At 48.0% G+C, this 15056-nt stretch carries 8 protein-coding genes; 2 read left to right on the top strand and 6 right to left on the bottom strand.

All coding sequences use genetic code 11. The annotated features are described in order from the left end of the window. Window positions 1-52: 52 nt before the first annotated feature. A complete protein-coding gene (locus tag K0H60_RS06640) occupies window positions 53-2056 on the top strand; it encodes a methyl-accepting chemotaxis protein (RefSeq protein WP_220057642.1) in 2004 nt (667 codons plus the stop codon). 488 nt (window positions 2057-2544) lie between these two features. On the opposite strand, the gene cydX is transcribed toward K0H60_RS06640, so the two are convergent. From cydX to purL, 4 genes are all read right to left on the bottom strand, one after another. Then, on the bottom strand, window positions 2545-2661 hold the full coding sequence (gene cydX / locus K0H60_RS06635; protein ID WP_011622029.1) for a cytochrome bd-I oxidase subunit CydX: 117 nt from the start codon (window positions 2659-2661) through the stop codon (window positions 2545-2547). Window positions 2662-2679: 18 nt separating this feature from the next. Beyond that, window positions 2680-3819 (bottom strand): cytochrome d ubiquinol oxidase subunit II, encoded by a 1140-nt coding sequence (cydB, locus tag K0H60_RS06630; protein WP_037420654.1) that lies wholly within the window; start codon window positions 3817-3819, stop codon window positions 2680-2682. A 15-nt stretch (window positions 3820-3834) separates the two neighbouring features. After that, window positions 3835-5391 (bottom strand): cytochrome ubiquinol oxidase subunit I, encoded by a 1557-nt coding sequence (locus tag K0H60_RS06625; RefSeq protein ID WP_088212036.1) that lies wholly within the window; start codon window positions 5389-5391, stop codon window positions 3835-3837. A 1240-nt stretch (window positions 5392-6631) separates the two neighbouring features. Beyond that, the gene (purL, locus tag K0H60_RS06620; RefSeq protein ID WP_220058124.1) at window positions 6632-10513 is read right to left on the bottom strand and encodes a phosphoribosylformylglycinamidine synthase; all 3882 of its coding nucleotides are present in this window, start codon (window positions 10511-10513) and stop codon (window positions 6632-6634) included. A gap of 279 nt (window positions 10514-10792) precedes the next feature. On the opposite strand from purL, the gene mltF reads away from it, so the two are divergent. Then, entirely contained in the window at window positions 10793-12229 is a 1437-nt protein-coding gene (mltF, locus tag K0H60_RS06615) for a membrane-bound lytic murein transglycosylase MltF (protein ID WP_220057641.1), read from the top strand. A 439-nt stretch (window positions 12230-12668) separates the two neighbouring features. Here mltF and tadA read toward each other — a convergent pair whose 3' ends face one another. Both tadA and guaA read right to left on the bottom strand, forming a co-directional pair. Further along, window positions 12669-13187: a tRNA adenosine(34) deaminase TadA gene (tadA, locus tag K0H60_RS06610; protein ID WP_258405819.1), complete on the bottom strand. Its 519-nt coding sequence runs from the start codon at window positions 13185-13187 to the stop codon at window positions 12669-12671. 256 nt (window positions 13188-13443) lie between these two features. Beyond that, a complete protein-coding gene (gene guaA, locus K0H60_RS06605; protein ID WP_220057639.1) occupies window positions 13444-15021 on the bottom strand; it encodes a glutamine-hydrolyzing GMP synthase in 1578 nt (525 codons plus the stop codon). Window positions 15022-15056: the final 35 nt, after the last annotated feature.

Genomic DNA, 15056 nt, shown 5'->3' with positions numbered 1-15056 from the left:
ACGTAAAAGTTCGGTTACATTAGCGTTAACCTTTACCCTATAGGATCGCACAATGAACTATAAAAATTGGCCTATTGCAAAACAGATTGGTGCCCTCGCTTTTGTCCTTACCCTGATCATTTTCTGCATACTGAGTACCCTCTCCTACAAATCCGCGTCCAACGTGCTCGAAGATAAAGGCATCAGTGCCATGAAAGCCGAGATGCACGCCGTATCTGACATGCTAGAGCTGCAATACGATAGCTTGCTGCAACTAGCAAGACGCAATGCCGATGTCTTTAAGGAAATGTACCCCGGCCAATTTAGTCGCCCAGATAAAACCGTGAATGTGCTCGGCGTCAGCACCCCTGCACTACTGCATGAAAAAGAACAAATTAACTCGTCAAAGAGTAAAGTTGACCGCTTTGCCAACCTCACGGGCGGGACCGCTACAGTGTTTGTGCGCGATGGGGATGACTTTGTGCGGATTGCAACCTCGTTAAAAAAGGCCGATGGTAGCCGCGCACTCGGCACTTTCCTCGGTAAAACCCATCCCGGTTATCCAACGCTTATCAAAGGTGAGGTTTACGAAGGCTACGCCAAACTCTTTGGCAAAGACTATATGACAGTCTATCGTCCAATTAAGGATGCCCAAGGGCAAGTGATTGGGATCTTATATATCGGCTTTGAAATCACTCAATCCCTCACACAGTTACAAGCCGCGGTGAATAAAATCACCCTAGAAGAAACCGGTAGCTTCCTGCTGATGCGCAAAGCCGACAATGTGTTGGTCGCCAATCCTAAATTTAATGCGGGCGAGCCAGTCACTGAGTCCATGCTCGATGGATTAACCCTTAGCCAAGCCACACAGGACCAATCGGAGTTTCGCTACACCAACAGTAAAAACCAACCTATGTTTGCCTACACCCAAACGGTGAATGGGTGGAATTGGATGTTGATTGGTCAAGTGAATGCAAACAGATTAAATGAAGAGAGCCTACTGCTACTGACCATCAACGCCATAGTGGCGGTCACAGGCATAGTACTCATCACAGTGCTGTTATCCTTAGTGCTGCTGCGTTCGCTTAAACCTTTACACGCACTTCAGCAACATATGGAAATTCTCGGCAGAGGGGACTTTAGTCATCCGCTTCCCCCATCCGCCTCAGATAGCAACAACGAAGTCGATAAGATCACCACTAGCGTGTCGACCATGTCATCGGAATTACGACAATTAATCAGTGCATTGCAAGCCTCAGTGCAAAGTATTGAACAGCAAGCCTCTAAGGCACAGCGGGTTGCCAAGCAAAACGGCGAAGAAGCCCAGGCATTGATGCAACAAACGGATCAAATCGCCACCGCGATCGAAGAAATGTCCACCTCCATCCGCGATGTCGCCAACCATGCTCAAGATGGTGCGAATCAGAGTCATCAAGTGGATATCGCCGCCAAAGAAGGCCAACAGCAACAAACCCAAGTGGTGCAAGATCTGTTGAAACTGAGCCAACAACTCAGTAGCAGCCATCAGGCCGTCGAAAAAGTCAGCCAAGAGAGTGAGGCCATCAGTAAAGTCACCGAGGTGATTAACAGCATTGCCGAACAAACCAACCTGCTCGCCCTCAACGCGGCCATTGAAGCGGCCCGCGCAGGAGAACAGGGTCGAGGCTTTGCCGTGGTCGCCGATGAGGTGCGAACCTTAGCGCAGCGGACACAATCCTCCATTCTGGAAATTTCGCAAACCATTGATAAGCTGCAATCTCAAGTGAAAACAACCACCAGCCAAATGGCGCAGAGCCACCAGCTGGGTATTGCATCGGCTAATCAAGGGGAAGAAACCGGCAAGCAGCTGGAGGAAATCACCCGCAGAATTGGCGAATTGGCGATTAGCTCACGTAATATTGCCTCGGCGACTGAGCAACAAAGCAGTGTTGCCCAAGAGATCACCCATAATCTGCACCAGATAAGCGAACTGGCTAATGAGGGTGAGCACAGAGCGGCCGAAACAGTGAACTCGGCAAATGATCTATCCTCACTCGCTGTCGCGCTTAAACAGCAAATCAGCCAATTTAAAGCCTAACTCAAACTATTGCTTTGTTCAGATACCGCCCGCTTGGGCGGTATTTTTTGACTTTTCAACTTAAGTTAAATCAATTCAGTTAAGCCGACATGGATAAATCACACAGCTGAATCTACTCGGCAAAACCGCAGAATAAATAACCTCGCGTAATGTCTGTCAAGTCGGTGTAGCGCGGCCTAATGCTCGAAACCACCTGCTGGCTTTGGCTTTGGCTTTGGCAATCAAACATAAGCTTTTAAATAGGCTTGAACTAACACTTTGATAAGCTGTGTGCTAATCGATACTGTGCGGCTAAATCAAATTGAGCCATGCCTCTTATGGAACCCCGTAGCTAACTTGTTGCTTGTTGCTTGTTGCTTGTTGCTTGTTACATTCGATATATCAGCAAATCAATGCCACCTTAGCGAATCCTTTGAACTGAGTAATCAGGTAATAAAAAACCCCGCGATTGCGGGGTTTTAAAGGGTTCAGCTATAGGAGGTTAGCTATTACTCAGCGTCATCGCTTGAGCGGTCCATATTCTCCGTGTTTTCAAGCCACAGGGCGTTGATCACACCAAAAGAACAGGCTAACAAAACCCCTAATATCCACGTGAAATACCACATAGTAGATGCTCCTTAATTCTAATAGAGTGAGGCTTTGTTATCTTCAATATGTTTGCGGTTTAAACGGCCAAACATCTTGAAGTAAGTCCATACAGTGTAACTTAACACAATTGGAACGAAGATAATCGCCGCCCAAGTCATCACAGTTAATGTCATTTCACTCGCAGTCGCATCCCACATGGTTAAGCTCACGTTAGGATCTAATGAAGATGGCATAACGAATGGGAACATTGCTGCACCACAAGTTAAGATCACCATAGCCACAGTCAGCGAGCTAAATAAGAACGCAAAACCTGAACGATTTAAGCGGCTCACGACGATAACCAGCAGTGGTAATGCCACACCTAATACTGGGAACAGCATAGTAATAGGATACTTATCGTAGTTGGCTAACCAAGCGCCAGACTCAACCGCAACGGTTTTCAGGGTTGGGTTTGACAGTGCATGGTGGTCAAGGGTTGAAGTGATAACATAACCATCAATACCGTTGGCTAACCACACACCCGCAGCGGCAAATAATACTGCAACTAACAGTGCACATAGTTGAGTCGCATTCGCGGCACGTACACGCAGCTCACCGTCGGTCTTCATTTGTAACCAAGCAGCGCCTTGCATCATAAACATGCTCACGCTCACTAAGCCCGCCAGTAAACCGAATGGGTTCAACAGGCCAAATAAACCACCGTGATAAGTCGCACGCAGGAACTCATCGAAGTTAAATGGCACACCTTGGAGTAAGTTACCGAAGGCTACACCGATGATCAGCGGTGGAATAAAGCCACCACAGAACAAGGCCCAGTCCCACGATTTACGCCATTTTGGATTTTCAATCTTAGAGCGATAGTCAAATCCTACAGGACGAGTGTACAAGGCAAACAGCACTAACATCATGGCCACATAGAAGCCAGAGAAAGACACCGCATACACCATAGGCCATGCCGCAAATAAGGCACCACCAGCGGTGATTAACCATACTTGGTTACCGTCCCAATGGGGGGCAATGGTGTTGACCATAATACGGCGCTCAGTATCGTCTTTACCGATAATCGGTAAAAGTGCACCCACGCCCATGTCAAAACCGTCAGTGACCGCAAATCCGATGAACAGTACGCCGATCAGAGCCCACCAGATAACTCTCAATATTTCATAATCAAACATAATGAAATCCTCTGCTTAGGCTTCTAGTTTCTCGAAGTGATAACGACCAGTCTTTAAACTGCTAGGGCCAAGACGGGCAAACTTAAGCATCAAGAATATCTCGATCACCAGCAGCACAGTGTAGAACAGTGAAATCGAAAGAATACTGAACCACAGGTCCCCAGTCGTTAAACTCGAAGCAGACATAAAGGTCGGCAGTACCTCAGAGATGGTCCAAGGTTGACGGCCATATTCCGCCACAAACCAACCACACTCGATCGCAATCCAAGGTAATGGCAAGCTAAAGAGTGCAGCTTTAAGTACCCATTTCTTCTCTTCGATCTGATGACGTGTGCTTTGCCAGAAGGCCGCCGCGAACACAAACAACATCACAAAGCCTAAGCCAACCATCACGCGGAAGCTCCAGAAAATCGGTGCCACATTCGGGATAGAATCCTTCGCTGCCGCTTTGATTTGCTCTTCAGTCGCGTCTACAACATTGTCGGTGTAACGCTTCAGTAGTAAGCCGTAACCTAAGTCAACTTTCGCCGCTTCGAACGCTTCACGTAACTCTGGAGACTTATCACCAGCGCGCAGTTTCACCAGCATCTCGTAAGCTTTCATACCGTTGCGGATACGTACTTCGTGTTCAGCCACTAAGTCACGTAGACCAGTCACTTCTTCATCTAAAGAACGTGTTGCCACGATACCCATAGCGTAAGGGATCTTCACCGCGAAATCGGTGTGCATGGTTTCTTGATTTGGGAAACCAACTGCAGTAAAGGCTGCAGGCGCTGGCTCTGTGTGCCACTCAGCTTCAATTGCCGCTAACTTAACGCGCTGCGCTTCACCCACTTTATAGCCTGATTCGTCACCCAGAACGATAACAGACAGGATAGACGCCATACCGAAGCTGGCTGCAATCGCAAATGAACGACGAGCAAAAGGTAAGTCACGTTTCTTCAGAATGTAGTAAGAGCTGATCGCTAATACGAACATTGCGCCAGTCACATAGCCAGAAGCCACAGTGTGAACAAATTTCACCTGTGCAACAGGGTTGAAGATAACATCAGCAAAGCTGGTCATTTCCATACGCATGGTTTCGTAATTGAACACGCTACCCACAGGGTTTTGCATCCAACCGTTTGCCACCAGGATCCACAATGCGGAGAAGTTGGAACCAAAGGCGACCAACCAGGTTGTCGCTAAATGTTGACGCTTAGAGAAACGATCCCAACCGAAGAAGAACATACCCACGAAGGTCGATTCTAAGAAGAACGCCATTAATCCTTCAATGGCCAGTGGTGCACCAAAGATGTCGCCCACATAGTGCGAATAATAAGACCAGTTAGTACCAAACTGGAATTCCATCGCTAAACCCGTTGAAACACCCAAGGCAAAGTTGATACCAAACAACTTACCCCAGAACTTAGTCATATCTTTATAAATTTGTTTATCCGTCATCACATAGAGTGATTCCATGATAGCCAGCAAAAATGCTAACCCCAAGGTTAAGGGAACAAACAGGAAGTGATACATGGCTGTCAGCGCAAACTGCAACCGTGATAGCTCAACAACCTCTTCAACAATCATCGGTGACTCCTTACGTGGTGCGTCCAATTGCTACGACTACTTGAGCCATTCGTAGCAAGTGCCTTTGTAGGATAGTGAGTTTTCATTTTGTGTTTATAGCTGGATTCAGTATAAACCGTTAAATTTCATCTTTTTCATTACATCGAAGCAGCAAGGCTCAAAAATCCCCTTTTTCCTCGCATACTGAGACCCTAGTCACACTATCGCTCGGCTTTGAGACTTCCACCTCACCACCCAATCCTACAAATGATCCCATCGATATAAATATCAGATAGTTAAGATATTTAATCGCTTTCATTTGTGAGTATTTTATACCACCCGCCTTTGATTCAAATCAATCAAACTCAGGGCTTTAGATGGGTTTTGCTACGGGGCACACACTTCACTTTTACCCACAGTTGACAGAGCCATAATTATGGGGTAGAGAGCGATTCATATTGAATTAAAAAGCCCATTTTTGACCGTTTGAGCACAAAACTACACTACAAACACCAAAAACTGATAAAAACAAATTAAAAACAATATTCACACTAATAAAACATTATCTATTCGATTTTGGATAATGAAATATATTAGTTTAAATTCAACAATGTACAAAATTAAACACACTTAAACCAATAAAAGTATGATATATATTGATTAGTTTTTCTAATTGTTAAATGTACTTTTTCTCGTTTGAGAAGATAGATTGGACTGGTTAATATATCTCCTGTGTTAAGGAGACGGTTTGATGTGACTGGTGAAGCGCCCCAGGCAAGCCAAACTCCGCGCACATAGGTATAACTTTGGTGTGGAGAAAGAGATATGACAAACTTATTTGAACGTCTGGTTAACAGCTATAAGCGTGTTTTTGTTGAACTTTATACAGCTCGTGAGCTGTAATCGTTCACCGCTTACTCTGAAATAATACTGATTTGATTTGAAGTTTTGTTAGCGCAAAACGAGCCCCCTTCTCGATGAGTTGGGGGCTTTTTGTTTTTATCTCTCGAGAATACAGGCAAGTACAGCGACTAAATTAAGGCAAGTCAATTTTGTTTCACTTGTGTGAACTACTTATTAAGGGATAATTAGTCTTTAAAATTGATATTTTTAAACTTCATTTTATTAGATTTAACAAATGTAAGACTAAGATCTTAAAATACCTTATCTTTTTAAAAGATGCGTTTTATATATAAAAAAGGAGCGAAAAATTTCGCTCCTTTTTTTGCTCACTTAAGTCGTGGTTTTCTCAATAAAAACCTTAGCCTAAGTTGACTCGCGCATTGCGGAACATGCGCATCCATGGGCTGTCTTCACCCCAGTTATCTGGGTGCCAAGAGTTCGCAACCGTTCTAAATACACGTTCAGGGTGTGGCATCATCAGGGTCACACGGCCATCGGTAGTACAGATACCGGTTAAACCGTTTGGCGAACCGTTCGGGTTTTGTGGGTATTGGGTGGCAATTTCACCTTTACCATTCACAAAACGCAGCGCGATGGTGCCAGAGGCCTCAGCTAACGCCAGTGCCTGCGCACTAGCAAACTCAGCATGACCTTCACCGTGGGAAACGGCGATAGGCATACGTGAACCCGCCATACCTTGGAAGAACAGTGATGGACTTTGCTGTACTTCAACTAAGCTGAAACGCGCTTCAAAACGCTCAGAGCGGTTACGCACGAAACGTGGCCAGTGCTCGCTACCAGGGATGATTTCCTTCAGGTTAGACAGCATTTGGCAACCATTACACACACCTAATGCGAAGCTTGAGTCACGTTCAAAGAAACGTGAAAACTCATCGCGAGCACGGGCGTTGAACAGGATAGACTTAGCCCAACCTTCACCCGCACCTAATACGTCACCGTAGGAGAAGCCACCACAGGCCACCAGACCTTGGAACTCTTCGAGGCTAATGCGGCCCGACAAAATGTCAGACATATGCACGTCGCGGCTCTCAAAACCTGCGCGGTCGAATGCTGCGGCCATCTCCACATGGGAGTTAACGCCCTGCTCGCGCAGAATCGCCATCTTAGGTGCAGCACCTTTGAGGATGTACGGCGCAGCAACGTCTTCACTTGGATTGAAGCTTAAGTTAACCGTTAACCCTAAGTCGGTTTCATCCTGCTTAAGTTTGAACTCTTCTAAGGCACAATCAGGGTTATCACGCAGTGCTTGCATGCGGTAAGTGGTTTCAGACCATAAGGTACGCAGTGCAACACGCGTCTCGCTGAACACTTCACGCGCACCATCTTTAATGGTGATGCGTTGGTCATTCGCTAAAGAGCCAATCATATGGCAAGGTACGCCTGCTTGGGCGAATTGGGCAGCGATAAGCTCGGCATCCGCGCGGCTCACTTGCAGTACGCCACCGAGTTCTTCATTGAATAGACGTTCAACGTCGGTACCTTGCAGTGCACTTAAGTCGATAGCAAGACCCGTGTTACCGGCAAAGGCCATTTCCACTAACGTCGTGAATAAACCACCGTCACTGCGGTCGTGGTATGCAATAACCGACTTCTTCGCCACCAGTTTTTGCATGGTTTCGAAGAAACCACGTAACAGAGCAGCATCGTCTAAGTCTGGCGCGATATCGCCTAACTCACCGTAAACCTGTGCCAAACAAGAACCGCCTAAACGGTTTTTGCCAGCGCCTAAGTCGACTAATAACAGCGAGGTTTCGCCTTTATCGCTGCGAAGTTCTGGCGTTAACGTGTTACGGATATCCTGCACCACACCGAAGGCAGAAATCACCAGTGACATAGGTGCCGTCACGGTTTTGTTCGCGCCGTCTTGCTGCCATGCGGTTTTCATCGACATGGAGTCTTTACCGACAGGAATGGTCAGGCTCAGTTCTGGACACAGCTCTTCACCCACGGCCTTAACCGCTTCATAAAGACCCGCATCTTCGCCTGGGTGACCCGCGGCAGACATCCAGTTAGCCGACAGTTTGATACGTTTGAACGAACCAATATCCGCACCCGCGATGTTCATAATCGATTCGGCCACTGCCATGCGGGCAGAGGCGCCAAAATCGAGCAGTGCCAGCGGCGTACGTTCGCCCATAGACATGGCTTCACCGGCATAGGTATCAAAGCTTGCTGCCGTTACCGCGCAATCTGCAACGGGTACTTGCCATGGGCCAACCATTTGGTCACGGTTCACTAGGCCGGTTACCGTGCGGTCACCAATGGTGATAAGGAAAGTTTTGTCCGCCACGGTTGGCAGGCTAAGAATGCGTTTAACCGCTTCTTTTACATCAATCTTGCTTTGCTCAAGCGCTGGTGAAACTGCCTTAGCTGATACCACATTACGGCTCATCTTAGGTGCTTTACCTAATAACACCTCGAGTGGTAAATCGATAGGATTGTTATCGAAATGGCTGTCGGCTAGGGTTAAATGCCGCTCTTGCGTCGCCTCGCCCACTACCGCAAACGGTGCGCGCTCACGCTCACAAATCGCCGTAAATAAAGGCAAGTCTTCGGCAGCAACCGAAAGCACATAACGCTCCTGCGATTCGTTACACCAGATCTCCAACGGGCTCATGCCCGGCTCGTCCGATGGCACGTTGCGCAGATTGAAGATACCACCACGGCCGCCATCGTTCACTAACTCAGGGAAAGCGTTAGATAAACCACCCGCGCCCACGTCGTGGATAAATTGGATAGGGTTTTTATCGCCTAATTGCCAGCAGCGGTCGATCACTTCCTGACAGCGACGCTCCATTTCTGGGTTTTCACGCTGTACCGACGCAAAGTCTAAATCTTCGCTCGATTGACCCGACGCCATCGAAGAGGCAGCGCCGCCGCCAAGACCAATGTTCATCGCAGGGCCACCGAGTACGATCAGCTTAGCACCGACGGTGATTTCGCCTTTTTGTACGTGCTCTTCGCGGATGTTACCTAAACCACCGGCTAACATGATGGGCTTGTGATAACCACGGACTTCTACACCGTTGTGGCTAGAGACTTCTTGCTCATAGGTACGGAAGTAACCTAACAGGGCTGGACGACCAAACTCGTTGTTAAACGCTGCGCCGCCAAGTGGGCCTTCGGTCATAATGTCCAGCGCACTGACGATACGCTCAGGCTTACCGTAGTTGCCTTCCCAAGGTTGTACAAAACCTGGGATTTTTAAATTCGATACGCTAAAGCCAGTTAAACCCGCTTTAGGTTTAGAGCCACGACCGGTTGCACCTTCGTCGCGGATCTCACCACCCGAACCTGTCGCCGCACCTGGGTATGGGCTGATTGCAGTTGGATGGTTGTGGGTTTCCACTTTCATCAGTACGTGCATTGGTTCAGTGTGATAGCTGTAAACACCGTTTGGATCGGGGAAGAAACGTCCCGCAACCGAACCTTCCATCACAGCGGCGTTATCTTTATAGGCAGATAACACGTGGTCAGGTGTGATTTCAAAGGTGTTTTTAATCATCTTGAACAGAGATTTAGGCTGCACCGCGCCATCAATTGTCCAATCTGCGTTAAAAATCTTGTGACGGCAGTGCTCAGAGTTGGCCTGAGCAAACATCATCAGTTCAATATCGTTTGGATTGCGGTTCAAACGCACAAAGTTTTCGACTAAATAATCGATTTCATCTTCGGCGAGCGCCAGACCCATTTCGACGTTGGCCACTTCAAGGGCACGGCGACCTTCAGCCAACACGTTCACACTCTTGAAAGGCGCAGGTTCAGTGCGCTTAAACAGCACATCGGCCTTAGCAAAATCGTCTAGGACCACTTCAACCATACGGTCGTGCAATAATCCTTTGAGGGTTTGTTGCTGCTCGACAGTCAAAGTGTCTGACTCCACATAATAGGCAACACCACGCTCTAAGCGCTTCACTTTACCTAAACCACAATTGTGGGCGATATCAGTGGCTTTAGAAGACCATGGGGAAATTGTGCCGGGGCGGGGAGTAACAAACAGGAGTGAACCTTGGGGGGTATGGGCTTCGATAGCAGGTCCATAGGTGAGAATTTTTTCAAGTTGCTCGCGCTCATTAGTCTCAAGCAACTCGCTCAAATCCGCTAAATGAACATACTCAGCATAGATTTGGCGTACCGGAAGCGCAGCGTTTACGCAGGCCTCCATTAGCTTTTGCACTCTAAACGTCGAGAGTGCTGGGGCTCCGCGGATGATCTCCATCACGTCAATTCACCTTATATTTATAATTGCAGGGGTCAGAGATGGCGCTATTATAAGGAAATGTCTGTCACAAATCACCTGTGACCTTACGTAAAACAGTGTTTCCTATTAAGATAAAAAGCGGCCCTTTTCCCCTCCTTCGTATTCCATGCGGTACGATTTTTTTACGTAATTGGCGACAAACGGATATAATCACAGCAATGTCAGCCAGTTTATCCTTGTTACCTCACTGACCTTCTACTGTTCATCATTTTGATTTTATTTAATAAAGTGTGTTTAATGACTCGATTTCTGTTCGCGATTATCTTAGGTTTCTTACTGACGGCTTGTCAGCAAGTGACCGTGGAAGAAACAGAATATGTCCCCCATAAACTCACCGAATTAAGGGTCGGCACCCTTTATGGCCCGCAAATTTATATGACCTCGGGCCAAGGCAACAGTGGCTTCGATTACGATATGGCGGTGCTGTTTGCCGAGTATCTCGATGTGCCCTTAAAAATGGTGCCTTATACCAACCGCGCCGAACTCTATGATGCACTGAAAAAAAACGAGATTGATATCATTGCCGCGGGGATGACAGAAACTCCAGCGCGGCGCGAACAATTCCGTTTAGGCCCGCCGCTGTATCGCGTCAATCAAGTACTGGTTTACCGTGAAGGCATGCCAACACCCAAAGATATTACGGACTTAAAAGGCAAAATTACCGTAATTGCCGACTCTTCTTTTGTGGAAACCTTGACGCAATTACAGAAACGCCATCCGACGCTGGTGTGGGATCAAGTCACAGATAAAGACAGCGAAGAGCTGCTGGCGATGATCGCTAACAAGGAAATCGACTACACCATCGCCGACTCGAGCAGCGTGCAGATTAACCGCCGTTACTTACCGGATCTGCGTTCAGGGCTCGTGCTAGAAGAAAAGCTCGATGTGGTTTGGTTACTGCCACCCACGCACAGTGACGGCTTGATGAGTCAGCTATTGGCGTTTTGGCACCAAGAAAAACTCGCCGGTACCCTCGATCACCTTAATGAAAAGTACTTTGGCCACGTTAAGCGTTTCGACTATATTGATACCCGCGCCTTCCTGCGCGCCATAGAAACCGTATTGCCTCGTTATCGTCAGCTATTCGAAACCCACGCTGGTGACTTGGATTGGCGTAAATTGGCAGCCACAAGTTATCAAGAATCCCATTGGAATCCTAATGCCCGCTCACCCACTGGGGTGCGCGGCATGATGATGCTCACACAGCCGACCGCCAAAGAAATTGGCATTACGAACCGCCTCGATGCGGAAGAAAGTATTCGCGGCGGCGCCGCTTATTTACGGGATATGATAAATCGCTTACCCGAGTCTATCCCCGAGAGTCAACGCATGTGGTTTGCGCTAGCCTCTTACAATATCGGTTATGCCCATGTGGAAGACGCCCGTAAGCTCGCCGAATCCATGGAGCTTAATCCCAACGCGTGGCGGGATCTTAAAAAGGTATTGCCACTGCTGCAAAAGCGTAAATATTACCAAAAGACTCGCTACGGCTATGCCCGTGGTAGCGAAGCCGTTCATTACGTCGACAGCATCCGCCGTTATTACGACACTTTAGTCTGGGTCGATAATCAATCTAAACAGCAAAATAGCGATGAGGAAGAGCCAAGCGACCTCGCCTCGGAAGATGGCCCAGCGCCAGTGCCCAGCACCCTCAGCCCTGATAAGCCCAAATAGTCCTAACCGCTTCCCCCTCAATAACTTGACTTGCGCCGCAGCCTTGCTTTTTTGCGGCCATCAAACCACGATTTTAATCTTAGATTAAGCCAATACAGGCTAAAGTGAGCTAGCTTTGGGCTAAAAATGCTGTTTTATAAAGCAGATGCATCGAGGGGGATTGCCGCCTGAGATCTCTGCTGATACTGTCATAGTGACAGGTCAATATAATAATCATTGCGCGTTAACCCATAGCCGTTAACCAAAGCAAAAAAGCCTTAACCTAGACAATAACAAGATACAAAACGGGGTCTATATGAGAAGAAAAACCATCAATAACAGCGCATCACGCCGTCGCACCACATTGAAAATTCGCCATCGCCGGGTGCTCAATCGCCACAAACTGTTTTTTACGTTTATCCAAGCCCAAGACTAACGCTTAAGCGAGTCCCTAAACTCCTTAGGATAGCGTTCCCTGCTGCGCCTTTTGAGCCTGTTTTAAAGCCTTCTTTTCCTCCCTGCGACGTTTAAAAAAGCGGCTCAATTGGTCAGCACAGTCCTGCGCTAACACCCCAGATGTGACCTCAACTTGATGATTAAAGGCTGGATGCTGCAAGAGGTTAAGCACGGTTCCTGCGGCGCCCGTCTTCTCATCTTTTGCGCCAAATACCACGCGGGCAATTCGGCTATGCACCATAGCTCCGGCGCACATGGCACAAGGCTCGAGGGTAACGTAAAGAGTTGTATCGAGGAGGCGATAGTTTTCAATCGTTTGACCCGCAGCTCGCAAACATTGAATTTCAGCATGGGCGCAGGGGTCGTGCTCACTGATAGACAAATTATATCCGGCCGCGATTTGCTGACCACCTTTGACTAAAACCGCCCCCACAGGTACTTCACCCGCTGCCTCGGCCTTTTCAGCCATACTCATCGCGACACGCATCCAATGTTCATCGACTCGAGCTTGTTCAAGGCTCACTTGATTGAGACTCGCTTGATTGAGACAAGGTTGCTCGCCAGTTAGCACATCAGCAGTAGCTTCATTACAACCAAGATCATCACAGCCAAGTTCATCAGGGCTAGGCGTATTCGCATGCAAGGTTTTGGGGTTCAGTTTTGTCTGCTCCACTTAAGGATTCTCTTTAATCAACAATGTGGGCAATTATACCCATAACCAATAAAAAAGGCGCACTTGGCGCCTTTTCGTTAATGCATCATGTTATCAAGACAGGGAATTATTCCCACTCGATGGTTGCAGGTGGCTTACCTGAAATATCGTAAACCACGCGGGAGATACCATCGATTTCGTTGATGATACGGTTAGACACTCGGCCTAAGAAATCGTATGGCAGATGTGCCCAGTGAGCGGTCATAAAGTCGATGGTTTCAACGGCGCGCAGTGACACCACCCAATCGTATTTACGGCCATCGCCCATCACACCGACAGAGCGAACCGGTAAAAACACGGTAAAGGCTTGGCTGACGTTATTATAAAGATCAGCTTTGTGCAGCTCTTCGATGAAAATGGCATCGGCGCGGCGCAGCAAATCACAGTATTCTTTCTTCACTTCGCCCAGTACACGCACGCCTAAGCCAGGGCCTGGGAACGGGTGGCGGTAAAGCATGTTGTATGGCAGACCTAGCTCAAGGCCAATCTTACGCACTTCGTCTTTAAAGAGTTCGCGCAGTGGCTCAACCAGACCCAGCTCCATATCGTCTGGCAGACCACCAACGTTATGGTGCGACTTAATCACATGGGCTTTACCTGTGGCGCTGCCAGCGGATTCAATCACGTCTGGGTAGATGGTGCCTTGGGCTAACCATTTAGCGTTAACGCATTTCTTGGCTTCTTCGTCGAAGATTTCCACGAATACACGGCCGATGATTTTACGTTTCGCTTCTGGATCGGCTTCGCCTTTCAGCGCATCGAGGAAACGGTTTTCCGCATCGACGTGAACAATGTTCAGGCCGAAATGGTCACCAAACATTTCCATCACTTGCTTCGCTTCATTTAAACGCAGTAAGCCGTTATCAACGAATACGCAGGTCAGTTTTTTGCCAATGGCGCGGTGCAGCAGCATGGCCACTACCGATGAATCCACACCACCAGATAGACCTAAAATCACTTCATCGTCGCCTACTTGCTTTTTCAAGCGTTCGATAGCGTCTTCGATGATTGAGGAAGGTTTCCAGTTGGCCGCACAGCCGCAGATATCCAAGGCAAAGTGCGACAGCATACGCATACCTTGGCGGGTATGGGTAACTTCAGGGTGGAACTGCACGCCGTAGAAACGTTTGGATTCGTTAGACATGGCCGCAAATGGGCAAGTGTCAGTTTTAGCAACGGCCACGAAACCTTCTGGGATAGCCGAAACTTTATCGCCATGGCTCATCCACACATCGAGCAGAGATTTGCCGTCGGCACTCACTGCGTCTTCGATATCTTTAAACAGGGCCGATTGCGCTAACATTTCGATTTGAGCGTAGCCAAACTCGCCTTCGCCCACGCCTTGAATCACTTTACCGCCGAGCTGCTCAGACATGGTTTGCATGCCGTAGCAAATACCTAGAACAGGTACGCCAGCATTAAACACATATTCAGGTGCGCGGGGAGAATTGTCGGCAGTCACACTTTCAGGGCCACCAGCGAGGATAATCCCGTTAGGGGCAAACTCACGGATTTGGGCTTCGGTCACATCCCACGCCCATAACTCACAGTAAACACCAATTTCACGGATACGACGGGCAATCAGCTGGGTGTACTGAGATCCAAAGTCGAGGATCAGTATCTTATGCTCATGAATATCGCTCATGGATAACCTTTATCTCATCTATTGTTTTAACTTAG

The sequence above is a fragment of the Shewanella mangrovisoli genome, from assembly GCF_019457635.1.
GTDB classification, from domain to species: domain Bacteria; phylum Pseudomonadota; class Gammaproteobacteria; order Enterobacterales; family Shewanellaceae; genus Shewanella; species Shewanella mangrovisoli.
The sequence above is the reverse complement of the archived record's forward strand: the minus strand, read 5'-3'. Positions and strand labels throughout refer to the sequence as shown.

Excerpts from the sequence above, each read along its gene's own strand:
- cydB (WP_037420654.1), bottom strand. The coding sequence starts at position 3,819 with ATGTTTGATTATGAAATATTGAGAGTTATCTGGTGGGCTCTGATCGGC.
- purL (WP_220058124.1), bottom strand. The coding sequence starts at position 10,513 with ATGGAGATCATCCGCGGAGCCCCAGCACTCTCGACGTTTAGAGTGCAA.
- K0H60_RS06640 (WP_220057642.1), top strand. The coding sequence starts at position 53 with ATGAACTATAAAAATTGGCCTATTGCAAAACAGATTGGTGCCCTCGCT.
- guaA (WP_220057639.1), bottom strand. The coding sequence starts at position 15,021 with ATGAGCGATATTCATGAGCATAAGATACTGATCCTCGACTTTGGATCT.
- K0H60_RS06625 (WP_088212036.1), bottom strand. The coding sequence starts at position 5,391 with ATGATTGTTGAAGAGGTTGTTGAGCTATCACGGTTGCAGTTTGCGCTG.
- cydX (WP_011622029.1), bottom strand. The coding sequence starts at position 2,661 with ATGTGGTATTTCACGTGGATATTAGGGGTTTTGTTAGCCTGTTCTTTT.
- mltF (WP_220057641.1), top strand. The coding sequence starts at position 10,793 with ATGACTCGATTTCTGTTCGCGATTATCTTAGGTTTCTTACTGACGGCT.